At 68.2% G+C, this 22664-nt stretch carries 18 protein-coding genes and 2 tRNA genes; 13 read left to right on the top strand and 7 right to left on the bottom strand.

What is annotated here, in order from left to right:
• Nucleotides 1-20: 20 nt before the first annotated feature.
• From LY44_RS01210 to LY44_RS18200, 3 genes are all read left to right on the top strand, one after another.
• Nucleotides 21-704: a TRAP transporter small permease gene (locus LY44_RS01210; RefSeq protein WP_055212286.1), complete on the top strand. Its 684-nt coding sequence runs from the start codon at nt 21-23 to the stop codon at nt 702-704.
• A gap of 1 nt (nt 705) precedes the next feature.
• Nucleotides 706-2028 (top strand): TRAP transporter large permease, encoded by a 1323-nt coding sequence (locus LY44_RS01205; RefSeq protein ID WP_055212288.1) that lies wholly within the window; start codon nt 706-708, stop codon nt 2026-2028.
• 100 nt (nt 2029-2128) lie between these two features.
• Nucleotides 2129-3385: a cyclin-dependent kinase inhibitor 3 family protein gene (locus tag LY44_RS18200; protein ID WP_081024507.1), complete on the top strand. Its 1257-nt coding sequence runs from the start codon at nt 2129-2131 to the stop codon at nt 3383-3385.
• Here LY44_RS18200 and draG read toward each other — a convergent pair.
• The 4 genes from draG to LY44_RS01180 all read right to left on the bottom strand — a co-directional run bounded on the left by draG (nt 3340) and on the right by LY44_RS01180 (nt 9320).
• Nucleotides 3340-4224 carry an ADP-ribosyl-[dinitrogen reductase] hydrolase gene (gene draG / locus LY44_RS01195; RefSeq protein WP_055212290.1) on the bottom strand — a complete coding sequence of 295 codons (885 nt, stop codon included), beginning with the start codon at nt 4222-4224 and terminating at the stop codon, nt 3340-3342. The genes LY44_RS18200 and draG overlap by 46 nt on opposite strands.
• Before the next feature lie 11 nt (nt 4225-4235).
• The gene (locus tag LY44_RS01190; RefSeq protein WP_055212292.1) at nt 4236-5060 is read right to left on the bottom strand and encodes an NAD(+)--dinitrogen-reductase ADP-D-ribosyltransferase; all 825 of its coding nucleotides are present in this window, start codon (nt 5058-5060) and stop codon (nt 4236-4238) included.
• An 82-nt stretch (nt 5061-5142) separates the two neighbouring features.
• Entirely contained in the window at nt 5143-6915 is a 1773-nt protein-coding gene (locus LY44_RS01185; RefSeq protein ID WP_055212294.1) for a cation:proton antiporter domain-containing protein, read from the bottom strand.
• A 116-nt stretch (nt 6916-7031) separates the two neighbouring features.
• On the bottom strand, nt 7032-9320 hold the full coding sequence (locus tag LY44_RS01180) for a methyl-accepting chemotaxis protein (protein ID WP_055212296.1): 2289 nt from the start codon (nt 9318-9320) through the stop codon (nt 7032-7034).
• Between the two features lie 246 nt (nt 9321-9566).
• Here LY44_RS01180 and lsrF point away from each other — a divergent pair, with 246 nt between their 5' ends.
• Nucleotides 9567-10442, top strand: coding sequence for a 3-hydroxy-5-phosphonooxypentane-2,4-dione thiolase (lsrF, locus tag LY44_RS01175; RefSeq protein ID WP_055212297.1), 876 nt, complete (start codon nt 9567-9569; stop codon nt 10440-10442).
• Between the two features lie 48 nt (nt 10443-10490).
• Here lsrF and LY44_RS01170 read toward each other — a convergent pair whose 3' ends face one another.
• Nucleotides 10491-11828, bottom strand: a complete 1338-nt coding sequence (locus tag LY44_RS01170; protein ID WP_055212299.1) for an ATP-binding protein — start codon at nt 11826-11828, stop codon at nt 10491-10493.
• Nucleotides 11825-12484: a response regulator transcription factor gene (locus tag LY44_RS01165; RefSeq protein WP_055212301.1), complete on the bottom strand. Its 660-nt coding sequence runs from the start codon at nt 12482-12484 to the stop codon at nt 11825-11827. The genes LY44_RS01170 and LY44_RS01165 overlap by 4 nt, the downstream gene beginning before the upstream one ends.
• Nucleotides 12485-12615: 131 nt before the next feature.
• Here LY44_RS01165 and LY44_RS01160 point away from each other — a divergent pair, with 131 nt between their 5' ends.
• The 8 genes from LY44_RS01160 (at nt 12616) to LY44_RS01125 (ending at nt 20883) form a co-directional block, all read left to right on the top strand.
• On the top strand, nt 12616-12966 hold the full coding sequence (locus tag LY44_RS01160; protein WP_055212501.1) for a PepSY domain-containing protein: 351 nt from the start codon (nt 12616-12618) through the stop codon (nt 12964-12966).
• Between the two features lie 135 nt (nt 12967-13101).
• A complete protein-coding gene (locus tag LY44_RS01155; RefSeq protein ID WP_055212303.1) occupies nt 13102-13479 on the top strand; it encodes a hypothetical protein in 378 nt (125 codons plus the stop codon).
• A gap of 10 nt (nt 13480-13489) precedes the next feature.
• Nucleotides 13490-13957: a DUF2271 domain-containing protein gene (locus LY44_RS01150; RefSeq protein ID WP_055212305.1), complete on the top strand. Its 468-nt coding sequence runs from the start codon at nt 13490-13492 to the stop codon at nt 13955-13957.
• Between the two features lie 24 nt (nt 13958-13981).
• Complete coding sequence (locus tag LY44_RS01145; protein WP_055212307.1) at nt 13982-16189, top strand: PepSY domain-containing protein; 2208 nt, start codon at nt 13982-13984, stop codon at nt 16187-16189.
• Nucleotides 16179-17120 carry an FAD:protein FMN transferase gene (locus tag LY44_RS01140; protein ID WP_223230700.1) on the top strand — a complete coding sequence of 314 codons (942 nt, stop codon included), beginning with the start codon at nt 16179-16181 and terminating at the stop codon, nt 17118-17120. Before LY44_RS01145 ends, LY44_RS01140 begins: the two co-directional genes overlap by 11 nt.
• 96 nt (nt 17121-17216) lie before the next feature.
• Nucleotides 17217-19733 carry a putative bifunctional diguanylate cyclase/phosphodiesterase gene (locus LY44_RS01135; protein ID WP_055212311.1) on the top strand — a complete coding sequence of 839 codons (2517 nt, stop codon included), beginning with the start codon at nt 17217-17219 and terminating at the stop codon, nt 19731-19733.
• Nucleotides 19730-20722, top strand: coding sequence for a sugar-binding transcriptional regulator (locus LY44_RS01130; RefSeq protein ID WP_055212313.1), 993 nt, complete (start codon nt 19730-19732; stop codon nt 20720-20722). Before LY44_RS01135 ends, LY44_RS01130 begins: the two co-directional genes overlap by 4 nt.
• A gap of 84 nt (nt 20723-20806) precedes the next feature.
• Nucleotides 20807-20883 (top strand) — tRNA-Asp (locus tag LY44_RS01125).
• Between the two features lie 83 nt (nt 20884-20966).
• Here LY44_RS01125 and LY44_RS01120 read toward each other — a convergent pair.
• Complete coding sequence (locus LY44_RS01120; protein ID WP_146707187.1) at nt 20967-22457, bottom strand: hypothetical protein; 1491 nt, start codon at nt 22455-22457, stop codon at nt 20967-20969.
• 105 nt (nt 22458-22562) lie between these two features.
• Between LY44_RS01120 and LY44_RS01115 the strand changes: the two genes are divergently transcribed.
• Nucleotides 22563-22639: transfer RNA gene (locus tag LY44_RS01115), tRNA-Asp, on the top strand.
• The last annotated feature ends 25 nt before the right edge of the window (nt 22640-22664 follow it).

The following is a 22664-nucleotide window of genomic DNA, read 5'->3' as shown; positions in this document are numbered from 1 at the left end:
CGACCTAAGCGGGGGCCGCCATGCTGCGCATCCTCGACCGGGCCGAGGAGGTGCTGATCGCCGCGCTCATCGCGACGGCGACGGTGCTGATCTTCGTCTCGGTCACCCATCGTTTCACCCTTGGCTTCGTCGCCGATTTCGTCGGCTTCTTCCGCGGCCACGGCATGACCGGTGCCGCCGCCGCCGCGAAAAGCCTTTACACGACGTTGCGTGGCATCAACCTCGTCTGGGCGCAGGAGCTGTGCATCATCCTGTTCGTCTGGATGGCGAAATTCGGCGCGGCCTACGGCGTGCGCACCGGGATTCACGTCGGCATCGACGTGCTGATCAACCGGCTCGACGCGCCGAAACGCCGCTTCTTCATCCTGCTGGGTCTGGGCGCCGGGGCGCTGTTCACCGGCATCATCGCGACGCTGGGCGCGAATTTCGTGATGCACATGTATCACGCCTCCTCGACCTCGCCCGATCTCGAACTGCCGATGTGGCTGGTTTATCTGGCGATCCCGGCGGGCTCTTCGCTGATGTGCTTCCGCTTCCTGCAGGTGGCCTTTTCCTTCGCCCGCACCGGCGAGCTGCCGCATCACGACCACGGCCATGTCGATGGCGTCGACACCGAGACCGATGGCATCGATGCCGAAGGCGATGGCTTGCTGCATTCGCCGCTGACGCCGCGCGACCTTGTCGAAAAACCGAAGGACAACTGACATGAGCGCCCTCATCATCTTTGGGCTGCTTCTGGCCCTGATGCTCACCGGCATGCCGATCTCGATCTCGCTTGGCCTGACGGTGCTGACCTTCCTCTTCACCATGACCGAGGTGCCGATCGACACGGTGGCGCTCAAGCTGTTCACCGGCATCGAGAAATTCGAGATCATGGCGATCCCGTTCTTCATCCTCGCCGGGAACTTCCTGACCCATGGCGGGGTGGCGAAGCGGATGATCAACTTCGCCACGGCGATGGTCGGGCACTGGCACGGCGGGCTTGGCCTTGCGGGCGTGATCGCCTGCGCGCTCTTCGCCGCCGTCTCGGGCTCCTCGCCCGCCACCGTCGTCGCCATCGGCTCGGTGATCCTGCCCGCGATGGTCAATCAGGGCTTTCCGAAGCAATTCGGCGCGGGTGTCATCACCACCTCCGGCGCGCTGGGCATCCTCATTCCGCCCTCGATCGTGATGGTGATGTATGCCGTCGCCACCTCGGGGATGGTGGTGACGGGGCCCGATGGCCAACCCGTTTCCTCGGCCTCGGTGGGCGAGTTGTTCATGGCGGGCGTCGTGCCCGGTCTGATGCTGGCAGGCTTCCTCGCCTTCACCACCTGGAACCGGGCGCGCAAATTCAACTATCCGCGGCTGGCCAAGGCCAGCTTGCGCGAACGTTGGACCGCCTTCCGCGAGGCCGCCTGGGGGCTGATGCTGATCATCGTCGTCATCGGCGGGATCTATGCGGGCATCTTCACCCCCACCGAAGCCGCCGCGATGAGCGCCGTCTATGCCTTCGTGATCTCGGTCTTCGTCTATAAAGACCTGACCCTGCGCGACGTGCCCCGCGTGCTCTTGTCCTCGGCCAACATGTCGGCGATGCTGCTTTACATCATCACCAACGCGGTGCTGTTCAGCTTCCTGATGGCGCATGAGGGCATCCCGCAGGCTTTGGGCGAATGGATGGTCAACGCGGGCCTCTCGTGGTGGATGTTCCTGATCATCGTCAACGTGCTGCTGTTGGCCGCGGGCAATTTCATGGAGCCCTCGTCGATCGTGCTGATCATGGCGCCGATCCTGTTTCCGGTCGCGGTGCGGCTGGGCATCGACCCGGTGCATTTCGGCATCATGATCGTCGTGAACATGGAAGTCGGCATGTGTCACCCGCCGGTGGGGCTGAACCTTTACGTCGCCTCGGGGATCACCAAGATGGGGATCACCGAGCTGACGGTGGCGGTCTGGCCCTGGCTTCTGACCATGCTCGCCTTCCTGGTTCTGGTGACCTATGTCCCGGCGATCAGCCTTGGCTTGCCAAATCTGCTTGGCATGTAAGTTTCGCGCAGGGCCGGGTTTTCCCGGCCCTGCGACGTTCCGGGCCTTGGGCGCCCCGCGTGCCGCCCCTATCCTGATCCCGTCCGTCCGAGAGGGGATCATGGCCACCGCCCGCACCAGCCTTACCCATCCGTTGCAGATCGCCGAAGTTCCGGCCGGGCCCGGCCTGGGCCGGATCGGCATCACCTTCTGCCCCGGCAAGCACGACCGCGCCGCGATGTCGGGCGCCTGGGCGCGCGATCTGGACCTTGATCTTGACGCTATCGCGAGCTGGGGCGCGACCCATGTCGTGACGCTGGTCGAGCCGCAGGAATTGGCTGCGCTCAAGGTGCCGGAGCTTGGCACGCAGGTCCGGGCGCGGGGGATGGACTGGCATCCCCTGCCGATTGCCGATTATTCCGTGCCGACCCCGGCTTTCGAGGCGCGCTGGCGGGCCGAGGGGCGGGTGATCCGGTCCGCCCTGCGCGCCGGCGCCGATGTCGTCGTGCATTGCAAGGGCGGTCTGGGGCGCGCGGGGATGATCGCGGCGCGGCTGCTGGTGGAACTGGGCGCCGATCCGAAAGCGGCGGTCAAGGCGGTGCGTACGGCCCGGCCCGGCGCGATCGAGACGCCCGCGCAGCTGGCGCTTGTGCGCGCGACGGTTGCGATCAAGGAACCGGCGCGGGTCGATCCGGCGCAGATGGAGCGCATCGGCGGGCGGCTCGGCTCGAACCCCGGCGGGATCTGGGCCGATGCGGCAGGCGGGCGCATCTACGTCAAGGAACTGGAAAGCCCCGCCCAGGCGCAGAACGAATATCTGGCGGCGGCGCTTTATCGGCTGGCCGGGGCGCCGGTGCTGTCCTATCTGCCCTGCGCGGCCCCAGATCAGGTGGCGACGGTCTTCGTCGATCTGGAGAAATCCCGCCTGTCGCAGCTGAGCGAGGCCGAGCGCGCGCAGGCCTGGCACTGGTTCGGCGTGCATGCTTGGCTGGCGAACTGGGACGCCGCCGGGTTTCAGGGTGACAATCAGGGCGTGATCGGCGGCGTGGTGACGACGCTGGATGTCGGCGGCGCGCTGGAGTTTCGGGCCCAGGGCGACCCCAAGGGGAGCGCCTTCGGCCCCGAAGTACCCGAGGTCACGCGGCTGCGCGAAGACCCGGACAACCCCTTTGCCCGGCAGCTTTTCGGGCCGATGCCGCCCGCGGCCCTGCGCGCCGCCCTGACCGTGGTGATCGCCCTGCCCGAGGCGGCGATCCGCAAGGTCGTCGCCCGCCATAAGGGCCGCGTGGGCCTGGCCGAGAAGCTTCTGGCCCGCAAGGCCGATCTGGCGCGTCAGCTGTCACTGATCCCCGAAAGCGCCAGCAGCTGCGGCACCTGAGCGCGGATCTCGGCCGTCACCGCCGGGTCAAGCGCGTCCAGCCAGCGCTTCGGCAGCGCCGCCATCCCGCCGCGCGCGCCCGCCAGCATCCCCGCCAGCGCGCCGGTCGTATCGGCATCGCCGCCCTGATTGACGGTGCCGATCAGCACCTCTTCGAAACTCTCGGACGACAGCGTGTAATGCAGCACCGTCTGCAGCGTCTCGACCACGAAGGCCGAGGACCGGCCGCGATAGGGGGTGAAACGGAAATCGCGATGCGCCGCGATCAAAGCTTCGGCCTCCTGCGCGAGGACGGCGCCGCCCGCGCCCAGGATAAGCCCCTGCACCATCCGCACCAGCGCGACACAGGCGGCATCGGAGAGCGGGTGATTGTGCGTCGCATGCGCCTGCGCCACGGTCCAGGCGGCGGCGCGTTCGGGATGGCCCAGCGTCGCCAGCGCCACCGGCAGCACCCGCATCGCCGCACCATTGCCCGCGTCATCCTCGGCATAAGGGCCCTCGACCGTGCCCTGCTCCAGAAACCGCCGGATGCCGCGCCGACAGGTGTTGCCGACATCGGCCGGACCCGATTTCAGCCAGGCGGCAAAACCGCAGCAGATGTCCTTCGCGTCAAAGCCCTGCCGCGCGATCAGCGAGCGCCCCAGCACCAGCGCCATCTGCGTGTCGTCGGTCACCGCGCCGGGCTTCAGCTTCAGCCAGCCGCCGCCGATGATCTCGCGGTGCAGGCCGTGCCGCGCGGCAATCTCGCGCGGGGTCAGGAATTCGACACTCGCCCCCAGCGCATCGCCCAGCGCAAAGCCGAGAAAGGCCGCCATCGCCCGATCCTGCACATCGCCCATCGCGCATCCCCCTAGATATCCTCGATACTGACCCGAAACGCGCCGCCAAGCACCAGAAATTCACGCTCACCCCGCAACAGATGCGAGGGCAGCAGGCCGGGAAAGAACAGCACCTTGGCCAGCGGCACCCGCGTCGTGAGGATCCGGTCGCCAAAGCAGTCCGCCACCTCGCGGTCGGAGGAAAACGAGACAAGGTTGTTGAGCCGGATCACCGCCGCGCGCTTGTCCGGCTGTTCCAGGATGCCGTGCCGGTCCACCGCATTGATGCCGCGGTAAAGCGTGACATGGCTTTGCCCCGGAAAGGCGAAGCGGGAAATCGCCCATTGGCAGAATTCGAACAGCAGATCGAGCTGCACGAGGATCGCATTGTCATGAAAGCGGCTTTGCATCCGTTCCGCGACATAGGTCTGCCAGACCGGGCCGTGGATGTCGGCGATGATCTCCTTGTGGAAACTGGGCAGGATGCCGAAGCGGCTTTCGACCCAGCCTTTCAGCACCGCACCCTCGGGGCCGTTGCTGTCGAAGCCCCAGCCCTGAATGAGCCGCAGAAAGGACGACCGGAACCGCTTGCGGCTGCCCGGCGCGGCCTCGCGCTGCTCGGGGTCGATGCCGAACATCGCGACCATATAGGCCAGAAAGGCCTCGCTCGCCTCGACCAGGGTCTCGGCCTGATCCAGCATGGCGAAGAGCGCCGGGTTCATTTCCCGCACCCCCCAGATGTGCAGCGGGATCGGCGCCGCGTTGAAGGCGGGGCTGGCCATGAAAGCCGAGGACCGCCCGACAAGATTGGTCGAATGGCCGCTGCCGGGTCCGTTCTGTGCAAGGGTGTCATCCATGCCCGGGATGATGCGGCCTCGCCCCGGGTCTGGGAAGGGTGCGTTTGCGCGCAGGCGCGGGCTGGCCCGTTTCCTGCCCGGCTCAGCGCGGGCCCGGGTCGCTGCGCAACAGCCGCAACATCGCCTCGCGCCGGGATTCGAGCAGCGCATGGGTCTGCTCGGCCGGGGCGCCCAGCCGACGCAGCGCCACACCCGCCAGATCCAGCCCGGTCTCGAAGGCTTCGGGGATCACCTGCACCGCGCCCATCGAAAAGAGCCGCACCGCATGTTCGGCGTCGCGGGCGCGGGCGATCACCGGCAGCTCGGGGCGCAGCCGGTGCAGCATCGTCACCACCTGTTCGGTGATCGCCGCGTCATGCAGCGTGACGACGACGATCGGCGCGGTCTCGATGCCGCATTTGCGCAGGATGCCGGGGCGCTGGGCATCGCCGAAGATGATGTCGCGCCCCTCGGCCCGGCCGCGCGCCACCAGCTCGGCGTCGCGGTCGATGACAAGACAGTTGTAGCCCTCGTCCGCCAGCACGTCGCAGACAAGCTTGCCGACCCGGCCGCCGCCGATCACCAGCGGACGGCTGGCGACGGTTTCGGGCGTCTCGGCGGGCAGATCGGTCAGCGCGGTGGCGCGGGTGCTGCGTTGGCCAAGGCTGCGGCCCATTCGCGCCAGGATCGGCGTCGCCAGCATCGTCCCCGAGGCGACGAGCAACATGAACTGTTCCACCTCGGGCGTGGTCAGCCCCGAGGAACTGGCCAGGCTGAGCACGAGGAAGGCGAATTCGCCGCCGCCCGCCAGCAGCAGGCTGGCCTCGAGCGCGACGGGCCAGGCAAGGCCGAAGAGCCGCGCCAGAACCGCGATCACTGCCGCCTTGAGCCCGGTCATGCCGATCACCGACATCGCCAGCATCACCGGATGCTGCGCCACCGCCGCAGGGTCGATCCGCATGCCGACCGAGATGAAGAAAAGGCCGAGCAGCAGGCCCTTGAAGGGTTCGATATCGACCTCGACCTGACGGCGGAACTCGGTCTCGGCGAGCAGAAGCCCGGCCAGGAAGGCGCCCAGCGCCATCGAGAGGCCCGCGAACCGGGTGAAGAGCGAGGTGCCGACGACGACGAACAGGATCGCCGCCATGAACAATTCGCGGTTGTGGGTGCGCGCCACCGAGCGGAACAGGCGGCGCAGGATCACCCGGCCGATGCCGACGATCAGGCTGATCGCGGCAACGGCCTGCAAAACCGCGATGCCGAGGCCCGAAAGCACCGTCTGCAGGGTGATCGTTTCGGTGCCGCCCTTTCCGGCCTCGCCGAAGACGACGATCAGGAACAGGATCGGCACCACCGCCAGATCTTGCGCCAGAAGCACGCCAAAGATGTTGCGCCCCGCGACCGAGGTCAGCCGGTGCTGTTCGGCCAGAAGCTGCACCACGATCGCGGTCGAGGACAGCGCCAGACAGGCGCCGATCACCAGGCTGGCGTCGATCGGGTTGCCGAAGGAAAAGGCGGTCACGGCGATCGCCGCCGTGGTCAGCGCCACCTGCGCCATGCCCAGCCCGAAGACCGAGCGCCGCATCGTCCAGAGCCGGTCGAGCGAGAGCTCAAGCCCGATGGTGAACAGAAGGAAGGCCACGCCCAGTTCGGCCAGCTGATCGACCGCCTCCTGCGAGCGGATGGTGATCCAGCCCAGCGGGGGGAAGGCCTCGGCAAACCGGCCGATGGCATTCGGACCCAGCAGCAGACCGGCGACCAGAAAGCCGACCACCGGGCTGATGCGGAACCGGGTCATCAGCGGAATGATGACCCCGGCCGTGCCGAGAAACACGAGCGCCTCGCGGTAGAGGCCGATTTCGGATGCAATGGACATGGGATGTTCAACCACGCCCGCGCCGCGGACGCCAGAGGCGACGTGAAACCTGCGGCAGAGCGTCCGACCGGAGGGCGCCGCCGCAGGAGGAGGGCCGCCCGGTCAGGGCGGGGGGCTCAGGCGGCGGCGCTGTCCTGCGCGTCGGACGGCGCGCTGCCGATGCGGAACTGGCTGACCATTTCCTCAAGGCCGCGGGTCTGCCCGCTCAGCGTCATGCAGGCGGCGGCGGTTTCCTCGTAGGCGGCGGCATTGTGCTGCTGCGTGCGGTCGAGCTGGTTCATCGCCGAATTGATCTCGCCGATGCCCGAGGCCTGTTCATCCGCCGAAGCCGCGATCTCGCCGACATGGCCGGCAATCGTCTCGATCGCCTCGACGATGACCTGCAGCGCCTCTCCGGCGCGGCCGACAAGGGCGACCCCGGTCGTCACCTGATCGCCCGAGCTGGAAATCAGCGCGCCGATTTCCCGCGCGGCTTCCGAGGCGCGTTGCGCCAGCGCCCGCACCTCCGAGGCGACGACGGCGAAGCCGCGGCCCGCCTCGCCCGCCCGGGCGGCCTCGACGCCGGCGTTCAGCGCCAGCAGGTTGGTCTGGAAGGCGATGTCGTCGATCACGGTGATGATCCGCGAGATCTGTTCCGACGAGGTCTGGATCGCGCCCATGGCGGTCACGGTTTCCTCGACCACCTCGGTCGTGGTCCGCGCCTTTTCCGTGGCGCCGCGCACGATGGTGTCGACCTGCCGCGCGCTTTGCGCCGCCGATTGCACCGAGGCGGTCAGCTCGTTCAGCGCCGCCGCGGTTTCCTCCAGCGTCGCCGCCGCGGTTTCGGCCTGCCGCGACAGATCGGTGGTCGCGCTGGTGATCTCGGCGACGCCGCCGGTGATCGAACGCGTCGCGGCATCGATCGATCCCATCACCTCCGACAGCCGCGCCACGGTTTCGTTGAAATCGATCCGCAGCTGTTCATAGGCGGGCGGGAAGCGGGTCGAAATCGCCACCGACAGATCGCCCCGCGCCAGATCGCGCAGGCCCGAGGCCAGGCTGTCGACCACCTGCGATTGCTCGCTCGCATGGGCCGCGCGCTGCGCTTCCTCGGCGCGGCGGGCCTCTTCGAGCGCGGCGGCCTCGCGGCGGTCGCGTTCGACCTCGGCCAGACGGCCTGCCTCGCGCTCGTCGCGCATCCGTGCCGCTTCGGCCTCGCGTTGCAGGCGCTGCGTCTCGGCTTCGGCGCGCAGCCGGTCCTGCTCGGCCTCAAGTCGCTTGCGGTCGGCCAGGACATGGCGCAGCGTCTCGACCGAGGCGGCCATGGCGCCGATCTCGTCGTGCCGTTCGGTGCCCGCAACCGGGGTGTCATAGACCCCCGCCGCCAGCCCGTTCACCGCCGCCAGCATCCGCGCCAGCGGGCGCTGCACCAGCGCCGAGGCCGCCAGATAGATCACCCCCAGCGTCATCACCAGAATCGCCAGCCCGCTCAGCGTGCTCGAGAGCACCTCATGGTGAACCGGGGTGGTGAAGACCGCCCCCGGAACGTCGAGGATGGTCGCCCAGGTGACATTCATCCCCTTGGCGGAGAAAGGATAAACCAGTCGGCGCGTGCCATCCGCAAAGCCCTCGATCACCCGCGGCTGGCCATCGGCCAGCGCGGCCTTGACCTGATCGGCGCCGTTCCCTTCATAGGGTTTGGTGAACAGCGCCGCGTCGGGGTTGGCGATCCATTTGCCGGCCGCATCGACCAGCATCATCCGCCCGCCCTCGAAGGTCTCCATCGCCCCCATCATCTTCGACATCTCGTCCAGCGTGATGTCGACGCCGACCAGCCCGACCATCTTGCCGTCGATCTGCACCGGCACCGAGATCGAGGTGACGACATAGCCCTGCTGGGTCAGATAGGGCTCTGTCGTCAGGCTCTTGCCGGTTTTCGTCGGCACGTCGAACCACATTTCCTTCGGATCGATCGGGAAGGTCTGGAAGGTCAGCCCGCCCTTGCCGTCCTTGGTCCAGTAGGGCGAGAACTCGCCCGCCGCATTGCGCCCCTCGGCGCCGGTCAGGAAACTGTCGGTCGGCCCGCCGGGGATCGCCGACATCCAGGAGGAAAACAGGTTGTCGTAGCGCATCGGGACGTTTTCAAGCATCGCGATGATCTCGGAGGTCTCGGCCTTGCCGTTTTGCAGGTAGCCGGTGATCATGCCATTGAGCGCTTCGGCGGTGGCGACGGCCTCGGTCATCTGCCGGGCCACTTCGCCGGCGGCGAATCTGGCCTTGCCGGTCGCCGTCTCCATCACCTGCGCCTCGACCCGGGCCGAGGTTTTCCAGCCGCTATAGGCCGTATAGCCCAGAACGATCAGCGAAATTGCAAGGCCTGCCGCGAGACCAAGCTTGCCCGAGACGGATTTCAACGGGTGTTTCATCGGTTCCTGTTCCCTTCCAAGACGCCCCGACCCTAGGGCAGAAGCGGAAACATTGCGTAAACAGCGCCCCTGAAAACGGCGCCAAAGGCTTGCGGATGCGGCAATATGTCGGCTGCGGGGCCACGGCTTCGCTGGGACATTCGCAGAGGGCACGGTATCTTGCCGCCGATCGCGGGCGGGGGGCGGACCCCGTCTGCCCCCTCCGGGACCGGGGTCCGGCTCCGGCCTGAACTGAAAGGAACGACCATGGCCGATCTCGACGACATCAAGGAAGGCAAGGATTTCGGGCTCGACCGACCGGCCGATCTGCAGGGCTTCTTCCTCAAGGGCGCGGCCCATTACGACTGGGGGATGAAGAATCGCCTGAGCCGCATCTTCAACCCGAAGACCGGCCGCACGGTGATGCTGGCCTTTGACCACGGCTATTTCCAGGGCCCGGCCACCGGGCTCGAGCGGATGGATCTGAACATCCTGCCGCTCGCCGATCATGCCGACGTGCTGATGTGCACGCGGGGCGCGCTGCGCTCGACCGTGCCGCCGACGAACACCAAGCCCGTCGCGCTGCGCTGTTCGGGTGGCAATTCGATCCTGACGGAACTGTCGAATGAAACCGTCGCGGTCGAGATCGAGGATGCGATCCGTCTCGGTGCCTGCGCGATGGCGGCGCAGGTCTATATCGGCTCGGAATACGAGCACAAATCGATCACCAACGTCTTGAAGCTGATCGACACCGGCACCCGTTACGGCATCCCGACGCTGGCCGTGACCGGGGTCGGCAAGGACATGGCCCGCGACGCCCGCTATTTCGGTCTGGCGACGCGGATCGCGGCGGAACTGGGCGCGCATTACGTGAAGACCTATTTCGTCGAAGAGGGCTTCGAGAAGGTTGCGGCGGGCTGCCCGGTGCCGCTGGTGATCGCAGGCGGCAAGAAACTGCCGGAGCTTGAGGCGCTCGACATGGCTTATAAAGCCATCGATCAGGGCGCGGCGGGCGTCGACATGGGGCGCAACATCTTCCAGTCGGAAGCCCCGGTGGCGATGATCCAGGCGGTGGCGAAGGTCGTGCATGAAAACTACACGGCCAAGGAAGCCTATCAGTTCTTCCTGGATCTCAAGGGCTGATCCCGCCCGGAAATCCCCGAAAGCCCCGGGCGCAGCACCGGGGCTTTTTCACATCTGCTGGCGGAGGGCGAACCGGGCTTCGGCGGCAAAGCCGCGGCTCTGACCGGGCAGGGGCGAGGTCAGGCGCAGCTCGCCCCCGGCGCGGGTCAGGATCGTCTGCACGATGGCAAGACCAAGCCCCGCGCCGCCGCGCCCGGCGCCCGGGGCGCGTTCGAACCGCGCCCCGATCCGCGCCAGATCCTCGGGCGCGACCGGATCGCAGTCGTTCTCGACCCGCAAAAGCCCCGGTTCCAGCCGCAACCGCACCTCGGCCCCCGCGGCGCCATGGCGCAGCGCGTTCGACACCAGATTGCGCACCAGAATGCCGAACAGATCGGGGTCGAGATCGGACAGAACCGGCGTCTCGGGCAGATCGAGCGTGACCTTGGCGCCGCCCGCCAGCCGCATCGCATCCTCGGTGACGATCCGCACCACCGGGCGCAGATCCTGCACCGCCTCGCGCCGCAGCCGCCCGCCCTCGGCCCGGGCAAGGCTCATCAGCCCCTCGGAGAGCCGGGTCAGCCGCTTCAGCACGGTTTCGATGTCGCTGGCCCGCGCGATCACCGCCGGGTCGGTGGTCTCGGCGCGCAGCCGTTGCGCCTGCGCGATCGCCCCGGCCAGCGGCGTGCGCAGCTCATGCGCGGCATTGGCGGCGAAACTGCGTTCGGCCTGAAAGGCGTCGTCCAGCCGGGTCAGAAGCGCGTTCAGCGTCTCGGCCAGCGGCTGCACCTCGGCGGGCAGGTCGGTCGCGTCCACCGGCGTCAGATCGGCCGCCCCGCGCCGGGCAAGCCGCAGCCGGAACTGCCGCAGCGGCGCGAAACCGTAGCGGATCAGCCCGGCAATCCCGGCGAGCGTCAAGGGCAGCACCAGCGCGATCGGCGCCAGAAGCCCCATCCGCACCTCGAAAGCCATGCGCTTGCGATGCGCCATCGGCTCGGCCACCGAGATCCGCACCGTGCCCTGCAGCGCCGCGTCATTGTAAAGCCGCAGCGCCTGCGTGGTGCGAAAGCCGATCCCGTCCCAGGCCGGAAACAGCCCCGGATCGGCCCCATGCGAGATCAGCAGGATCGCGCCCTTGTCGTCGCGCACGATGTAGCTGAAGCTGTCGTCATGCGGCCGCACCGCGGGCACCCTTTGCGTGCCCGTCACCAGATCGCCGCGGCTCAGGATGTCGGAAACCACCAGCGGCAAGACCCGATGCGCGGTTTCCTGCAGCGAGGCATCGAACATCGCATCCATCTGCAGCCTTTGCCGCCAGGCGGTGACACTGGCCGCCGCGATCCACAGCACGGTGACCAGAAGCCCGACCGCAATGGCCAGACGCGATTGCAGCGACCGGCGTTTCATCCGCGCACCAGCCGGTAGCCAAGGCCGCGTTCGGTCTCGATCACGCGCGCGCCCAGTTTCTTGCGCAGCCGCGAGACATGCACTTCCAAAGTGTTCGAGCCGATCTCGTCATCGAAAGAATAAAGCCGGTCTTCCAGATCGCGTTTGGGAAAGATCTGCCCGGGGCGGGACAGAAGCAGCTCGAAGAGCGCCCATTCCCGCGCCGTCAGCGCGACGGCCTTGCCCGCCCGGCGCAGATCGCGCGCGGCAAGGTCGATTTCCAGCTCGCCCAGCTTCAGCACCGGATTGGGATTGCCCGCATAGCGCCGCGCCACCGAACCGATCCGCGCCGTCAGCTCTGCCAGATCGAAGGGCTTGACCAGATAATCATCCGCCCCGGCATTCAGCCCCTCGATCCGGTCCGAGACCTGATCCAGCGCGGTCAGGATGATCACCGGCGTCGCAACCCCCTGCGTGCGCAGGGTTTTCAGAAACGGGATGCCGCGGCCGTCGGGCAGCATCAGATCCAGCAGGATCAGATCATAGGCCGCCACCGCCAGCGCATCCGCGGCCTGATCAAGCCGCATCGCCCAATCGACCGAATGGCCGTCGGCCGCCACCTGATCGCGCACCGCGGCCCCCAGAACGGCGTCGTCTTCCACGATGAGGATACGCATGGCGGGGCTCCTTGTTCACCCTTGCCCTATCCTGTGCCAAGCTGACGGGAAGCTGAAGCAGGTTTTTCGAATGCTTCAGCTTGTCGTCAGTTTCGGAGGTCAGAAGGGCCTCATCCTGATTGGAGGACCCGATGACCGCTTTCCGCTTCCTGTCCGCTTTCGCCGCCTTGGCGGTGCTGGCGCAGGCCCCCGCCGCCGCCGCGCATGACAATGACTGCACCGTGCCGATGGCCGACTGGCAACCGCGCGAGGCGGTGCGGGCGCTGGTGGAACAGCAGGGCCTGACGGTGCGGCGCATCAAGATCGACGACGGCTGTTACGAAGTCGATGCGCGGGACGGCACCGGGGCGCGGGTGCGGATGCGGCTGGACCCCGGCTCGCTGCAGATCCTGCGCCGCGGCGACGACGATGATGATGACCATCACCGCCGCCGCGGCGATGACCACGACGACAAGGATCGTTCCTCCCATCACGACGACTGATCCGGGCCCGCCCGGCAGGGCGGCGGTTTTTCCTTGGTCGGAGCCGTCGCCCACCCTTCCCGACACAGCATCTTCCCCGGACCCACGGTCCGGGCAGGGTGCTCTCATGTCTCATGCAACCAAAGGAAATCGCAGATGAAATCCTCTCTTCCCCTGATCGCCCTTGCGGTGCTTTTGTCCTCGACCGTGGTTGGCGCGCTTTCGGCCGCGCCGATCGACGCGCCGCGTTTCGCGGGCACCGTCCCGGCCGATGCGGCGCAGATCGCCCCCGCGCAGCCCGTGCAGCTGGCCGGAAATGACCACGATGATGACGACGATGACGGCTTTTTCGGCTGGTTCGGCCATCACGGCCACCACGGCCATCACGACGATGACGATGATGATCGTCGCGGCCGCAACTGCCCGCCCGGCGCGACCGGCTGCGGCGCCGCCCCGGCGGCGGCTGGCACCGTCGCCCCGCCCGCGAACGGCCTTTTCGCGCCGGGCTCGAAACCGCAAGTGCAAACGAACTGAGGGGGCCGCGATGAAACCGTTTCACACCGCTCTGGCGCTTTCGACCGCGCTTGTTCCGGGGATGGCCTTGGCCACCCCGGTCACCTTCACCACGCAGATGAGCGCCTACGGCGGCGATGGCGCCTATCTCGCCTATTACGTCACCGATGCGAGTGGCGGCTATGTCGGCAGCCTGTGGATGGCGGGCGGCAAGGCGAAATATTACAGCCACCTGGGCGGCTGGTATGCCGCGACCGGCGGCAATACCGCGCAGGTCGATGGCATCACCGGGGCCTCGGTGGGGGCGGGTCGGGAACTGACGATCACCCTCGATCTGGCCGACACGCTGTTTGATCAGGGTTATGTCCTGCATGTCGACAGTTCGGTCGAGAAGATGTCGGACGTGCGCGACGATGTCACCATCCCGCTCACCTCGGACAATCTGGGCAAGCCGGTGGCGGGGAAATACTTCGTCCAGAGCCTGACCGTTTCCAAGTAAACCCCTGAAATAGGAGGCATTCCCGTGCTGCGACATCTGCACCGTTGGCCGGGCCTTCTGGCGGCGCTTCTGGTTTTCGTTCTGGCGCTTTCTGGGGCTGCGCTGTCGCTTTACCCGGCGCTGGAACGGCTTGCCGTGCCGCAGGCCGCAAGCACGCTGACGGTCGCCGATCTGGCGGCACGGGTGGCCTCGGCCCATCCCGGTCTGGAACAGATCCGCCGCGCGCCTTCGGGGCGCGTGGTGGCCTGGTGGTTCGAGGGCGGCAGGCCCGGCGCGGCGGTGATCGACCCCGCGACCGGCGCCGATCTTGGCAGCCCCGATCCGCTGCCGGGATCGCGGGTCCTGACCGATCTGCACCGCGAACTGTTCGCCGGGGACACCGGGCGGCTGGTCGCGGCGGCGGGCGCGGCGCTGATGCTGGCGCTGGCGATCTCGGGCCTGTGGCTCGTGGCGCGGCGGATGGGCGGCTGGAACCGCTGGTTTGGCCGCAGCCGCGGCCCCTTTGCCGGGCGGCTGCATGTCGAACTGGCGCGCTTTGCCGTGGGCGGGCTGATCCTGTCCTCGGTCACCGCGCTCTGGATGACCGCGTCGATGTTCTCGCTTTTGCCCGATGGTGCGGCGGAACCCGCGCCCGCGCTGGCTGCGGCGAACCTGCCGCGGCTCGCCTATGACCAGATCCCGGCGCTGGCCAATACCCCTGCCCATGCGCTGAGGGAACTCTCGCTGCCCTCGCCCGACGATCCGACCGACACGTTCAAGCTGGTGACCGAGGGGGGCGTGGCGCTGATCGATCCGGGAACCGGGGCGATGCTGTCCTCGGCCACCCCCGGGTTTTTCGAAAAAGCCACGGAAATCATGGTGATGCTGCATACGGGGCAGGGGGCCTCGGTGCTGGGTCTGCTGTTGGGGCTGATGTCCCTGTCGGTGCCCGCGCTGGCGCTGAGCGGGGCGCAACACTGGTGGGCCGGTCTGCGCGCGACCCGTCGTATCCGCCGCAATGCCCGCGCCCAGCTGGCCGAAACCGTGGTGCTCGTGGCCTCCGAGGGCGGCACGACCTGGGGCTTTGCCCGGACGCTTCACAATGGCCTGACCGCAGCCGGGCAAAAGGTTCACACCGCGCCGCTGGCCACATTCGACCCCGCCCGCTACCCCCAGGCCCGCCGCTTCCTGATCCTGGCCGCCACCTATGGCGAGGGCGAAGCGCCGACCGCCGCCAAGGGCGTGCTGGACCGCATCGCGGCGCTGACATCCGCCCCGACTGCGCCGCTGGCAATCCTTGGCTTTGGCGACCGCTCCTTCCCGCAGTTCTGCGGCTTTGCCGAAAGCCTGCGCGCGGTGGCGGCGCGGATCGGCTGGACGGACCTGCTGCCGATGGCCACCGTCGACCGGCAATCGGCGCAGGATTTCGCCCGCTGGAGCCGCGATCTGGGCGCCGTCCTGTCGCTGCCGCTTGATCTGACGCATCTGCCCGAACGGCCGAAGACCAGCACCCTCACGCTGATCTCGCGGCGCGATCATGGCGCCGAGGTGCAGGCGCCGACCTCGATCCTGCGCTTTGCCCTGCCGCGCCCGACGCTTTGGCAACGGCTGACCGGGCAGGGGCTTGCGCGCTTCGAGGCGGGCGATCTGATCGGCATCCTGCCCCGGGGCTCGGACCTGCCGCGGTTCTATTCGCTCGCCTCATCGGCGCAGGACGGATTTCTGGAGATCTGCGTGCGTCGGCATCCGGGCGGGCTTTGTTCGGGGCAGCTGACCGATCTGGCCCCCGGCGCGACGATCGCGGGCTTTGGCCGCCGCAACCCCGGTTTCCGGCCGCAAAAGGGCCGCAAGCCGGTGATCCTGATCGGCGCGGGCACCGGTGTCGCGCCGCTGGCGGGCTTCATCCGTGCCAATCGCCGCCACCAGCCGATGCAGCTTTATTTCGGCGCCCGCGCGCCGCAAAGCGACCTGCTTTATGAGGCCGAGCTGCGCGACTGGCAGGCCGCGGGGCAGCTGACGCGCCTCACCACCGCCTTTTCCCGTCACGGGCCGAAGACCTATGTGCAGGACGCGCTGCGCGCCGACGCGTCCGAACTGGCGCGGCTGATCGGCGCGGGGGCGCAGATCATGGTCTGCGGCGGGCGCGACATGGCCGGGGCGGTGCGCGCGGCGCTGGCCGAGATCCTGTCCACCATCGGGCAGACGCCCGCCAGCCTGAAAGCCGAGGGACGCTATGCCGAAGATGTCTACTGAAACCGCCCGCCTGGTGCTGAACGGGGCGACGATGGGCACGCGCTGGGCGCTGACGCTGCATCCCGAGCCGGGCTTCGACCCCGCGCCCCTGCGCGCCGCCTGTCAGGCCGAGGTGGACCGGATCGATGCGCAGATGTCGACCTGGAAGCCGCAAAGCGATCTGATGCGCTTCAATGCGGCGCGGCTCGGGGTCTGGCAGGATCTGCCGCCCGAGCTGATGGAGGTGCTGGCGGAGGCGCTCTTCATCGGCCGCGAAAGTGGCGGCGCCTTCGAGATCGCGATGGGCGATGCCGTCCGCGCCTGGGGCTTCGGCCCGGTGCCCGCGGATGAAATCGCGATCCGGGCCGCGATGGCCCGGGAACGCCGCCCCAGTTTCGAGGTGCTGGACCTGGACCCGGCGCAGGGCCGCGCCCGCAAACATGCCGAGATGAGCCTTGATCTGTGCGGCATCGCCAAGGGCTACGGCGTTGACCGGCTGATCGCGGCCGCCCGCGCGGCGGGGATCGAGGGTGCGCTGGCCGCGATCGACGGCGAGCTGCGCGCCATCGGCAGACCGCCCCGCGACCGGGACGGAAACGACCGCGGCTGGGCGGTGGCGCTCGAACGCCCCGATTTCGGCCATCGCGCCATCCATGCGATGTTTGAACTCAACGACATCGCCATCGCCACCTCGGGCGATTACCGGCGTTGGGTCCGCGTCGGCGACCGCCATCTGGCGCATACGATGGACCCGTCGCGCGGCGCGCCGCTGATCGGCGGTCCGGCCTCGGTCACGGTGCTGGCCGAGAGCTGCATGCGCGCCGATGCGCTGGCCAGTGCCTGCATGGTGCTGGGCGAAAGCCGGGGCAGGGCGCTGGCGGCACGCTTCGGCGCCGAGCTGATCTGCCTGACCGGGGCCGACCGCAGCGCCCCGCCGCCCAAGGCCTCCTGACGCGCGGCAGGACAGCTCCGGGGTGAGTGATAGCGCTCGCCCGATGCCTGAAACCATGCTAGGATTTTCAACAAAAGGGAGAAATCGGAGACGAGATTGGTCGTTCGCACCCCCCGTTTCGATCCGGCATCCGGCGCTCTGGCGTCCGCTTGTGTCGGCGAGCTGTCCTGGCGGCTGCGGATCGGCGCCGCCGGACCGCTGATCGTTCTGGGCTGTGCGCCGGGGGATCTGACCCTTGACCTTGCCGCCTTCGCGCAGCTTTTCCACCCCGACGACCGCGCCGATCTGTGCCGCTTCCTGAGCGTCGGCCCCGCTCCGGCGCGGCTGGGGCTGGACCTGCCCGAGACCTCTTCGGCGCGGGGGATCCTGTTGCGGATGCGCTGGGGGGCGGGCGGCGAGGATTTCATCCTGACCTGTCTCGAACCGGCCGAGCCCGCCGCCGTCAGCCCGCGCTTTTCGGCCTCGGGGCGGTTGTTTCGCCTTGATGCCGCGCTGCAGGTGGCGCGCAGCACGCTGGAAAACGCCGGAATTACCCCCACCTCGTCGTGGAATGTCGATCTGCGCAGCGGCGCGCTGAACGTGTCGGCCTCGTGGAAGGAGCGGCTGGGCTACAGCCCCGACGCGCTCGAGCCCCTGAGCCATGACGACTGGGCGCGGATGAGCCACCCCGAGGATGTCGCGGGCTTCGATTCCCCCGAGACGCGTGCCCGCCTGCGTCGCGGCGCGCTGGTGCAACATCTGTCGCGCTCGCGGCATCGGCTGGGGCATTGGGTCACCTTCCTGTCCTTTTGCCGCGCCGTGCGCTGGGATCCCTCGGGCGAGATGAGCTTTCTGATGGGCTGCGATCTCGACATGACCGCGGTCTCGACGCTGGAGGGCGAGCTGGCGCGCGAACGCGACCGGCTGACGACGATCCTTGATGCGCTGCCCAGCGGCAAGATCGTGCTGGATGCGCAGGACCGCGTCGTCTTCGCCAATCCCGAGGCCTCGGCGCTGACGGGTTTCGGCGCGGTCGCGGTCTGCGGGCGGGCGGTGTTCGACGTGCTGCCGATCGAGGAGGGGCGGGCGGACCTTGCCGCCGCGATGGAGGATCCCGGCCACAGCGGCCCGGTGCTGATCCGGCTGCGCCGCGCCGGGCGGCTGCGGCTGTTGCAGGTCGATCTGGTGCCGCTGCCGGGCGATCCCGGGGGCGGGCGGCTTTTGCTGTCGCTGTCGGACATCACCACCCTGCACGATCTTGGCCAGCAGCTGGAGCAATCGATCGACAATGCCCGCTTCATCGCCACCCATGACCTGATGACCGGCCTGCCCGACCGCTATCTGATGATGCGGCGTCTGGGCGAAAGGCTGACCCGTCCGGAGGCCGAGGGCGGCGGAATCGCGGTCCTGTGCATCGATTTCGACAATCACCGGCTGATCAATGACACGCTGGGCCACGAGACCGCGGATCAGCTGATTAAATCGGCGGCGAAGCGGCTGGAGCAGGGCCTGCCCGAGGGGGCGCTGCTGGCGCGCACCAACGAAGATGAATTCGTCGTGCTGCTGCCCGGGGCGGATGCGCTGGCCGCCGAATCGCGCAGCTGGGACATCGTGCGCGCCTTTGCCCGGCCGATGCGGCTGCAGCGGCGGCAATGCTTCCTGACCGTCTCGATCGGGGTGGCGCTGCACGCGGGGCCCGGCGGCTGCGCCGAGGCGCTGTTGCGCGCGGCCGACATGGCGATGCACCAGTCGAAGGCGCGCGGCCGCAACACGGTGACGCTGTTCTCGCCCGAGATCGGGGCGCAGTTCGAACGCCGCACCGCGGTGGCGCAGGCGTTGCACCGGGCGCTGGAGGAGAGCAGTTTCGAGCTGCATCTGCAGCCGAAATTCGACGTGCGCGAGGGGATCCGGCTGATCGGCGCCGAGGCGCTTTTGCGGCTGACCGATGCCGAGCTGGGGCCGATCTCGCCTGCGGAATTCATTCCGGTGGCCGAGGTGGACGGGCTGGTCTCGGCGATCGACCTCGAGGTGATGCGGCTGGCCGGAATGATGATGGCCGACTGGGCGGCGCGGGGGATCCGGCTGCCGCTGGCGGTGAACATCAATGCGACGACGCTGGACGCGCCGGGCCATGTCGATCTGGCCGAGCGGCTGTTGCGCGTCGGGCTGGACCCCGAACAGGTGACGGTGGAGCTGACCGAGACCGGGCTGGCCGCGCCGGGGCTGCGGCAGCGGCGCAATCTCGAACGGCTGCGCGACGTCGGCTACAAGATCGCGATCGACGATTTCGGCACCGGGCAATCGGCGCTGGGGGTGCTGCAAAGCCTGCCGGTGGCGGAAATCAAGATCGACCGGTCCTTCGTGCGCGGTCTGGAGGGGCCCGAGCCCGGCCGCGCCCGGGCGCTGATGCGGGCGATTCTGGCGATGGCGGGGGCGCTGGGCCTGCGCGCGATCGCCGAGGGGGTCGAGACCGAGGCGCAGTTCAGCATCCTGAAGGAGGAGGGCTGCCCGGCGATGCAGGGGTTCCTGCTGGGGCGGCCGCTGTCGTTGCGCAGTTTCGAGGCGCGCTACCTGACCGAAGAGCCGCGGCCGCGCGCCATCGTTCTGGCCGGTATCGGAGGATCAGGCGCATGACCGCACCGCCGCACAGGCTTCCCCATCCCGACACGCCCGAATCGCGGGCGCGCTGGCTGCATGACATCGGCGGCCTCTCGGTCGAGGAGATCGGCTGGCGGCTTGGTCTGCCGCCCGAACGGGTGCAGGCGCTGCTGGATCAGCGCCCGAGCGAGGCCGTGCCGCCGCCGGGCGCCGCCGAGGGGGCGCGGCTGATCCGCCGTCTCGCCCGCCGCCTGCGCGACCGTTTCGGGCTGGGCACCGTCTGCATCGCGCTGATGCCGCGCGACCAGACCGAGCCGCGGCCGATGATCGCCGCCGCCGCGGCCCGGCATCTGATGCGGGTGCTGCAGGCGCGCTCGGCCCCGGGCATCGTCGGGGTGTCGCATGGCCGGACCATCGCCGCGATGGTGGCGCAACTGCCCGAGATGCGGGTGGGCAACCTGCGCTTCGTCTCGCTTCTGGGCGAGCTGACCTGTGCCCATGCCGCCTATCCGCATGTGGTGATGAGCCAGATCGCGCAGCGGCTGGGGGCGCAGGCCTTTCCCTTTCCGAGCCCGCTTTACGCGACCACGCCCGAGGAGGCGGCGGATCTGCTGCGCCAGCCGATGCTGCGCCGGGTCGCCGAGATGGCGCTGCAGGCCGAGGTCTGGGTGGTGGGCATCGGCCGCGGCGCGCCGGAAAACCAGCTGCATCAGTTCGGGATGATCGGCGCCGAGGATCTGGCGGAAATCGTCGGCCTTGGCGCCGCCTGCGAGATTCTGGGCCGATTCTTCGACGAGGAGGGCCGCGAGCTGCAAACGGCGCTGGCCGCCCGCACGCTGGCGCCCGCCGCGCCCGATTTCCGGCGCCGCCGGGTGATCGGTCTGGCGGGCGGGACCGACAAGGTCGTGGCGCTGCATGCGGCGCTGGCGGGACATCTGCTGCAGGATCTGGTGACCGACAGCCGCACGGCGGTGGCTTTGCTTGACGAAGAGGAGCAGGCGGAGTTCGCGGCGCTGCTGTGGTGAAATTTTCGCGTTTGACCGCTTGACGGGGGGGGCGCGGATGCGTAGAAGCCTCCCACGCCCGCGGTTACGGCCCGGGAGAAATGCGCGGTTGTAGCTCAGTTGGTTAGAGTACCGGCCTGTCACGCCGGGGGTCGCGGGTTCGAGCCCCGTCAACCGCGCCACTTTCAAAAAGCCTTCGCGAAAGCGGGGGCTTTTGTTTTTCGGGGTGGCGGGGCAGGCCGAAGCCAGCGGAGTTTTGGCGTCGCTAAATCTTCAGCGCCTTCAGCACCGCCTCCAGCCAGCCGAACTGTTCGGGCAGCGTCGTCGCAAGTGTATGAAGTGCGTCCCTTGTCGTGGTCAAGATTGTAAGGACATTGGCGGCAAAGCTTGCCGTTTCACCGCTGAGTTTCCCAACGGTTTTGACACCTCGCCACGCCACTTCGGCCAAGCGGCCCAGCACGTTGCGTGTCGAGGCGATCAGGCCCTTGGCGGTAAGCGCATCCCCGGTCTCCTCGTGCACGGCGGCCAGTTGGTCTTTAAGGTTTTGGCCAATCTCGGGGTCGATTTCGGCGCGGTCGAACAGTTCATCGACAATCGCCTCGATGGGGGGCAGGGCGCTTTGCACCTCTGCTGCACTCGGGGGATGCGAAAGGGCATCCTCCCGATAGGCCCGCCAGTCCGCAAGCCGCTCAAGGAACAGCGCAATGGCGGCGGCAAACTCCACGAGTTCGGCGGCATCGGCGGCGGCAAGCGAATCTTCCGCGGTCGCGGCCAAGCGTATGATCCGGTTGCCATGCGTGCCAAGAGCGATGGCGTTCACCTGCCCGAAATTCTCGCCCAAACCGGCCTCGAACCGGGTCAGGGCCTTGTCCATGGTCGGCATCTGATTGCCGATGCGGGGGCGTAACTCGGCCAGATCGGCGAGATAGTCGCGCAAGGCTTGCCAGCCCTGCTGTGCCAACAGTCGGTTTTTCGTATCAAGCCCATCCCCTAGCATTGCTGGACGCAACACCCCATCCACTTCGATGACCTGCAGCGGCGCGGGAGCGGATACGGGGATGGCAGGGGCAGGAGGCTGCCCGATCCACTCGGGCGGTTTGCCGTCGGGGCGGGCTTTGGGCAGATAGGGCTCGGGCCACGGCGGGAGGGTGTTCAGATACGCGAGGGTTTCGCGGGTTCTGATCGCGTCGTCGTCAATATCGGACAGCCGCGCCAGTTCCGCATCGGCACGGGTGGCGGGGGTGTTGGTGAAGTGCAGGCCAGGGCGCGCACCCGTGCCCAATTTGTCGAGCCCTCGAATGGGCCTCAAATCGACCACCGCGCTTCTGGCAAGCTCAAGGGCTTGCAGTCCGGTGATCCCAGCCAGCGGGGACAGATCGCTTACGGCTGTTTCGCTGAGCTGTAGAATTAGAAGCGCGTTTAGCCCGGCCAGCGGATCTATATTGCGGACGGCGGTTCCCTCGAGCCACAGGGCTTGTAACCCCGTCATTCCAGCCAGCGGGGATAAATCGAAGACGGCGGTTTCCTCAAGCCGGAGACCTTGCAGCGCTGACAGTCCGGCCAGCGGAGACAGATCTCGGACGGCTGTTTGGTTAAGATAAATCCCCTGCAGCCACCTCAGCTCGGCAAGCGCGGACGGAATCCGGTCAAGCGCCCGGAGCGCCTCGCCAGAGAGGTCCAGTTCAACCCGCTTCTCCCGCTTCACCCGCTCGATTTCTTCCAGCGCCGCTTGATAGGCCGTCTCTGCCTCGGTCATCTCATACCCCTCGCACTCCTCCCAGCTTACCCGACCGCCCCCGCCAGACAACTGCGCTTTCCCGCTTGACGCCCCCTGCCGCAGCCGGTAGTGAACCCCCATCGCGCGGTTGTAGCTCAGTTGGTTAGAGTACCGGCCTGTCACGCCGGGGGTCGCGGGTTCGAGCCCCGTCAACCGCGCCACTTTCCCCCTCCCTCTGGACGCTTC

Origin of the sequence: Rhodobacter capsulatus (assembly GCF_003254295.1) — a bacterium.
Classification (GTDB): domain Bacteria; phylum Pseudomonadota; class Alphaproteobacteria; order Rhodobacterales; family Rhodobacteraceae; genus Rhodobacter; species Rhodobacter capsulatus.
Note: the sequence above shows the minus strand (reverse complement) of the source record. Positions and strands in the feature narration are given on the sequence as shown.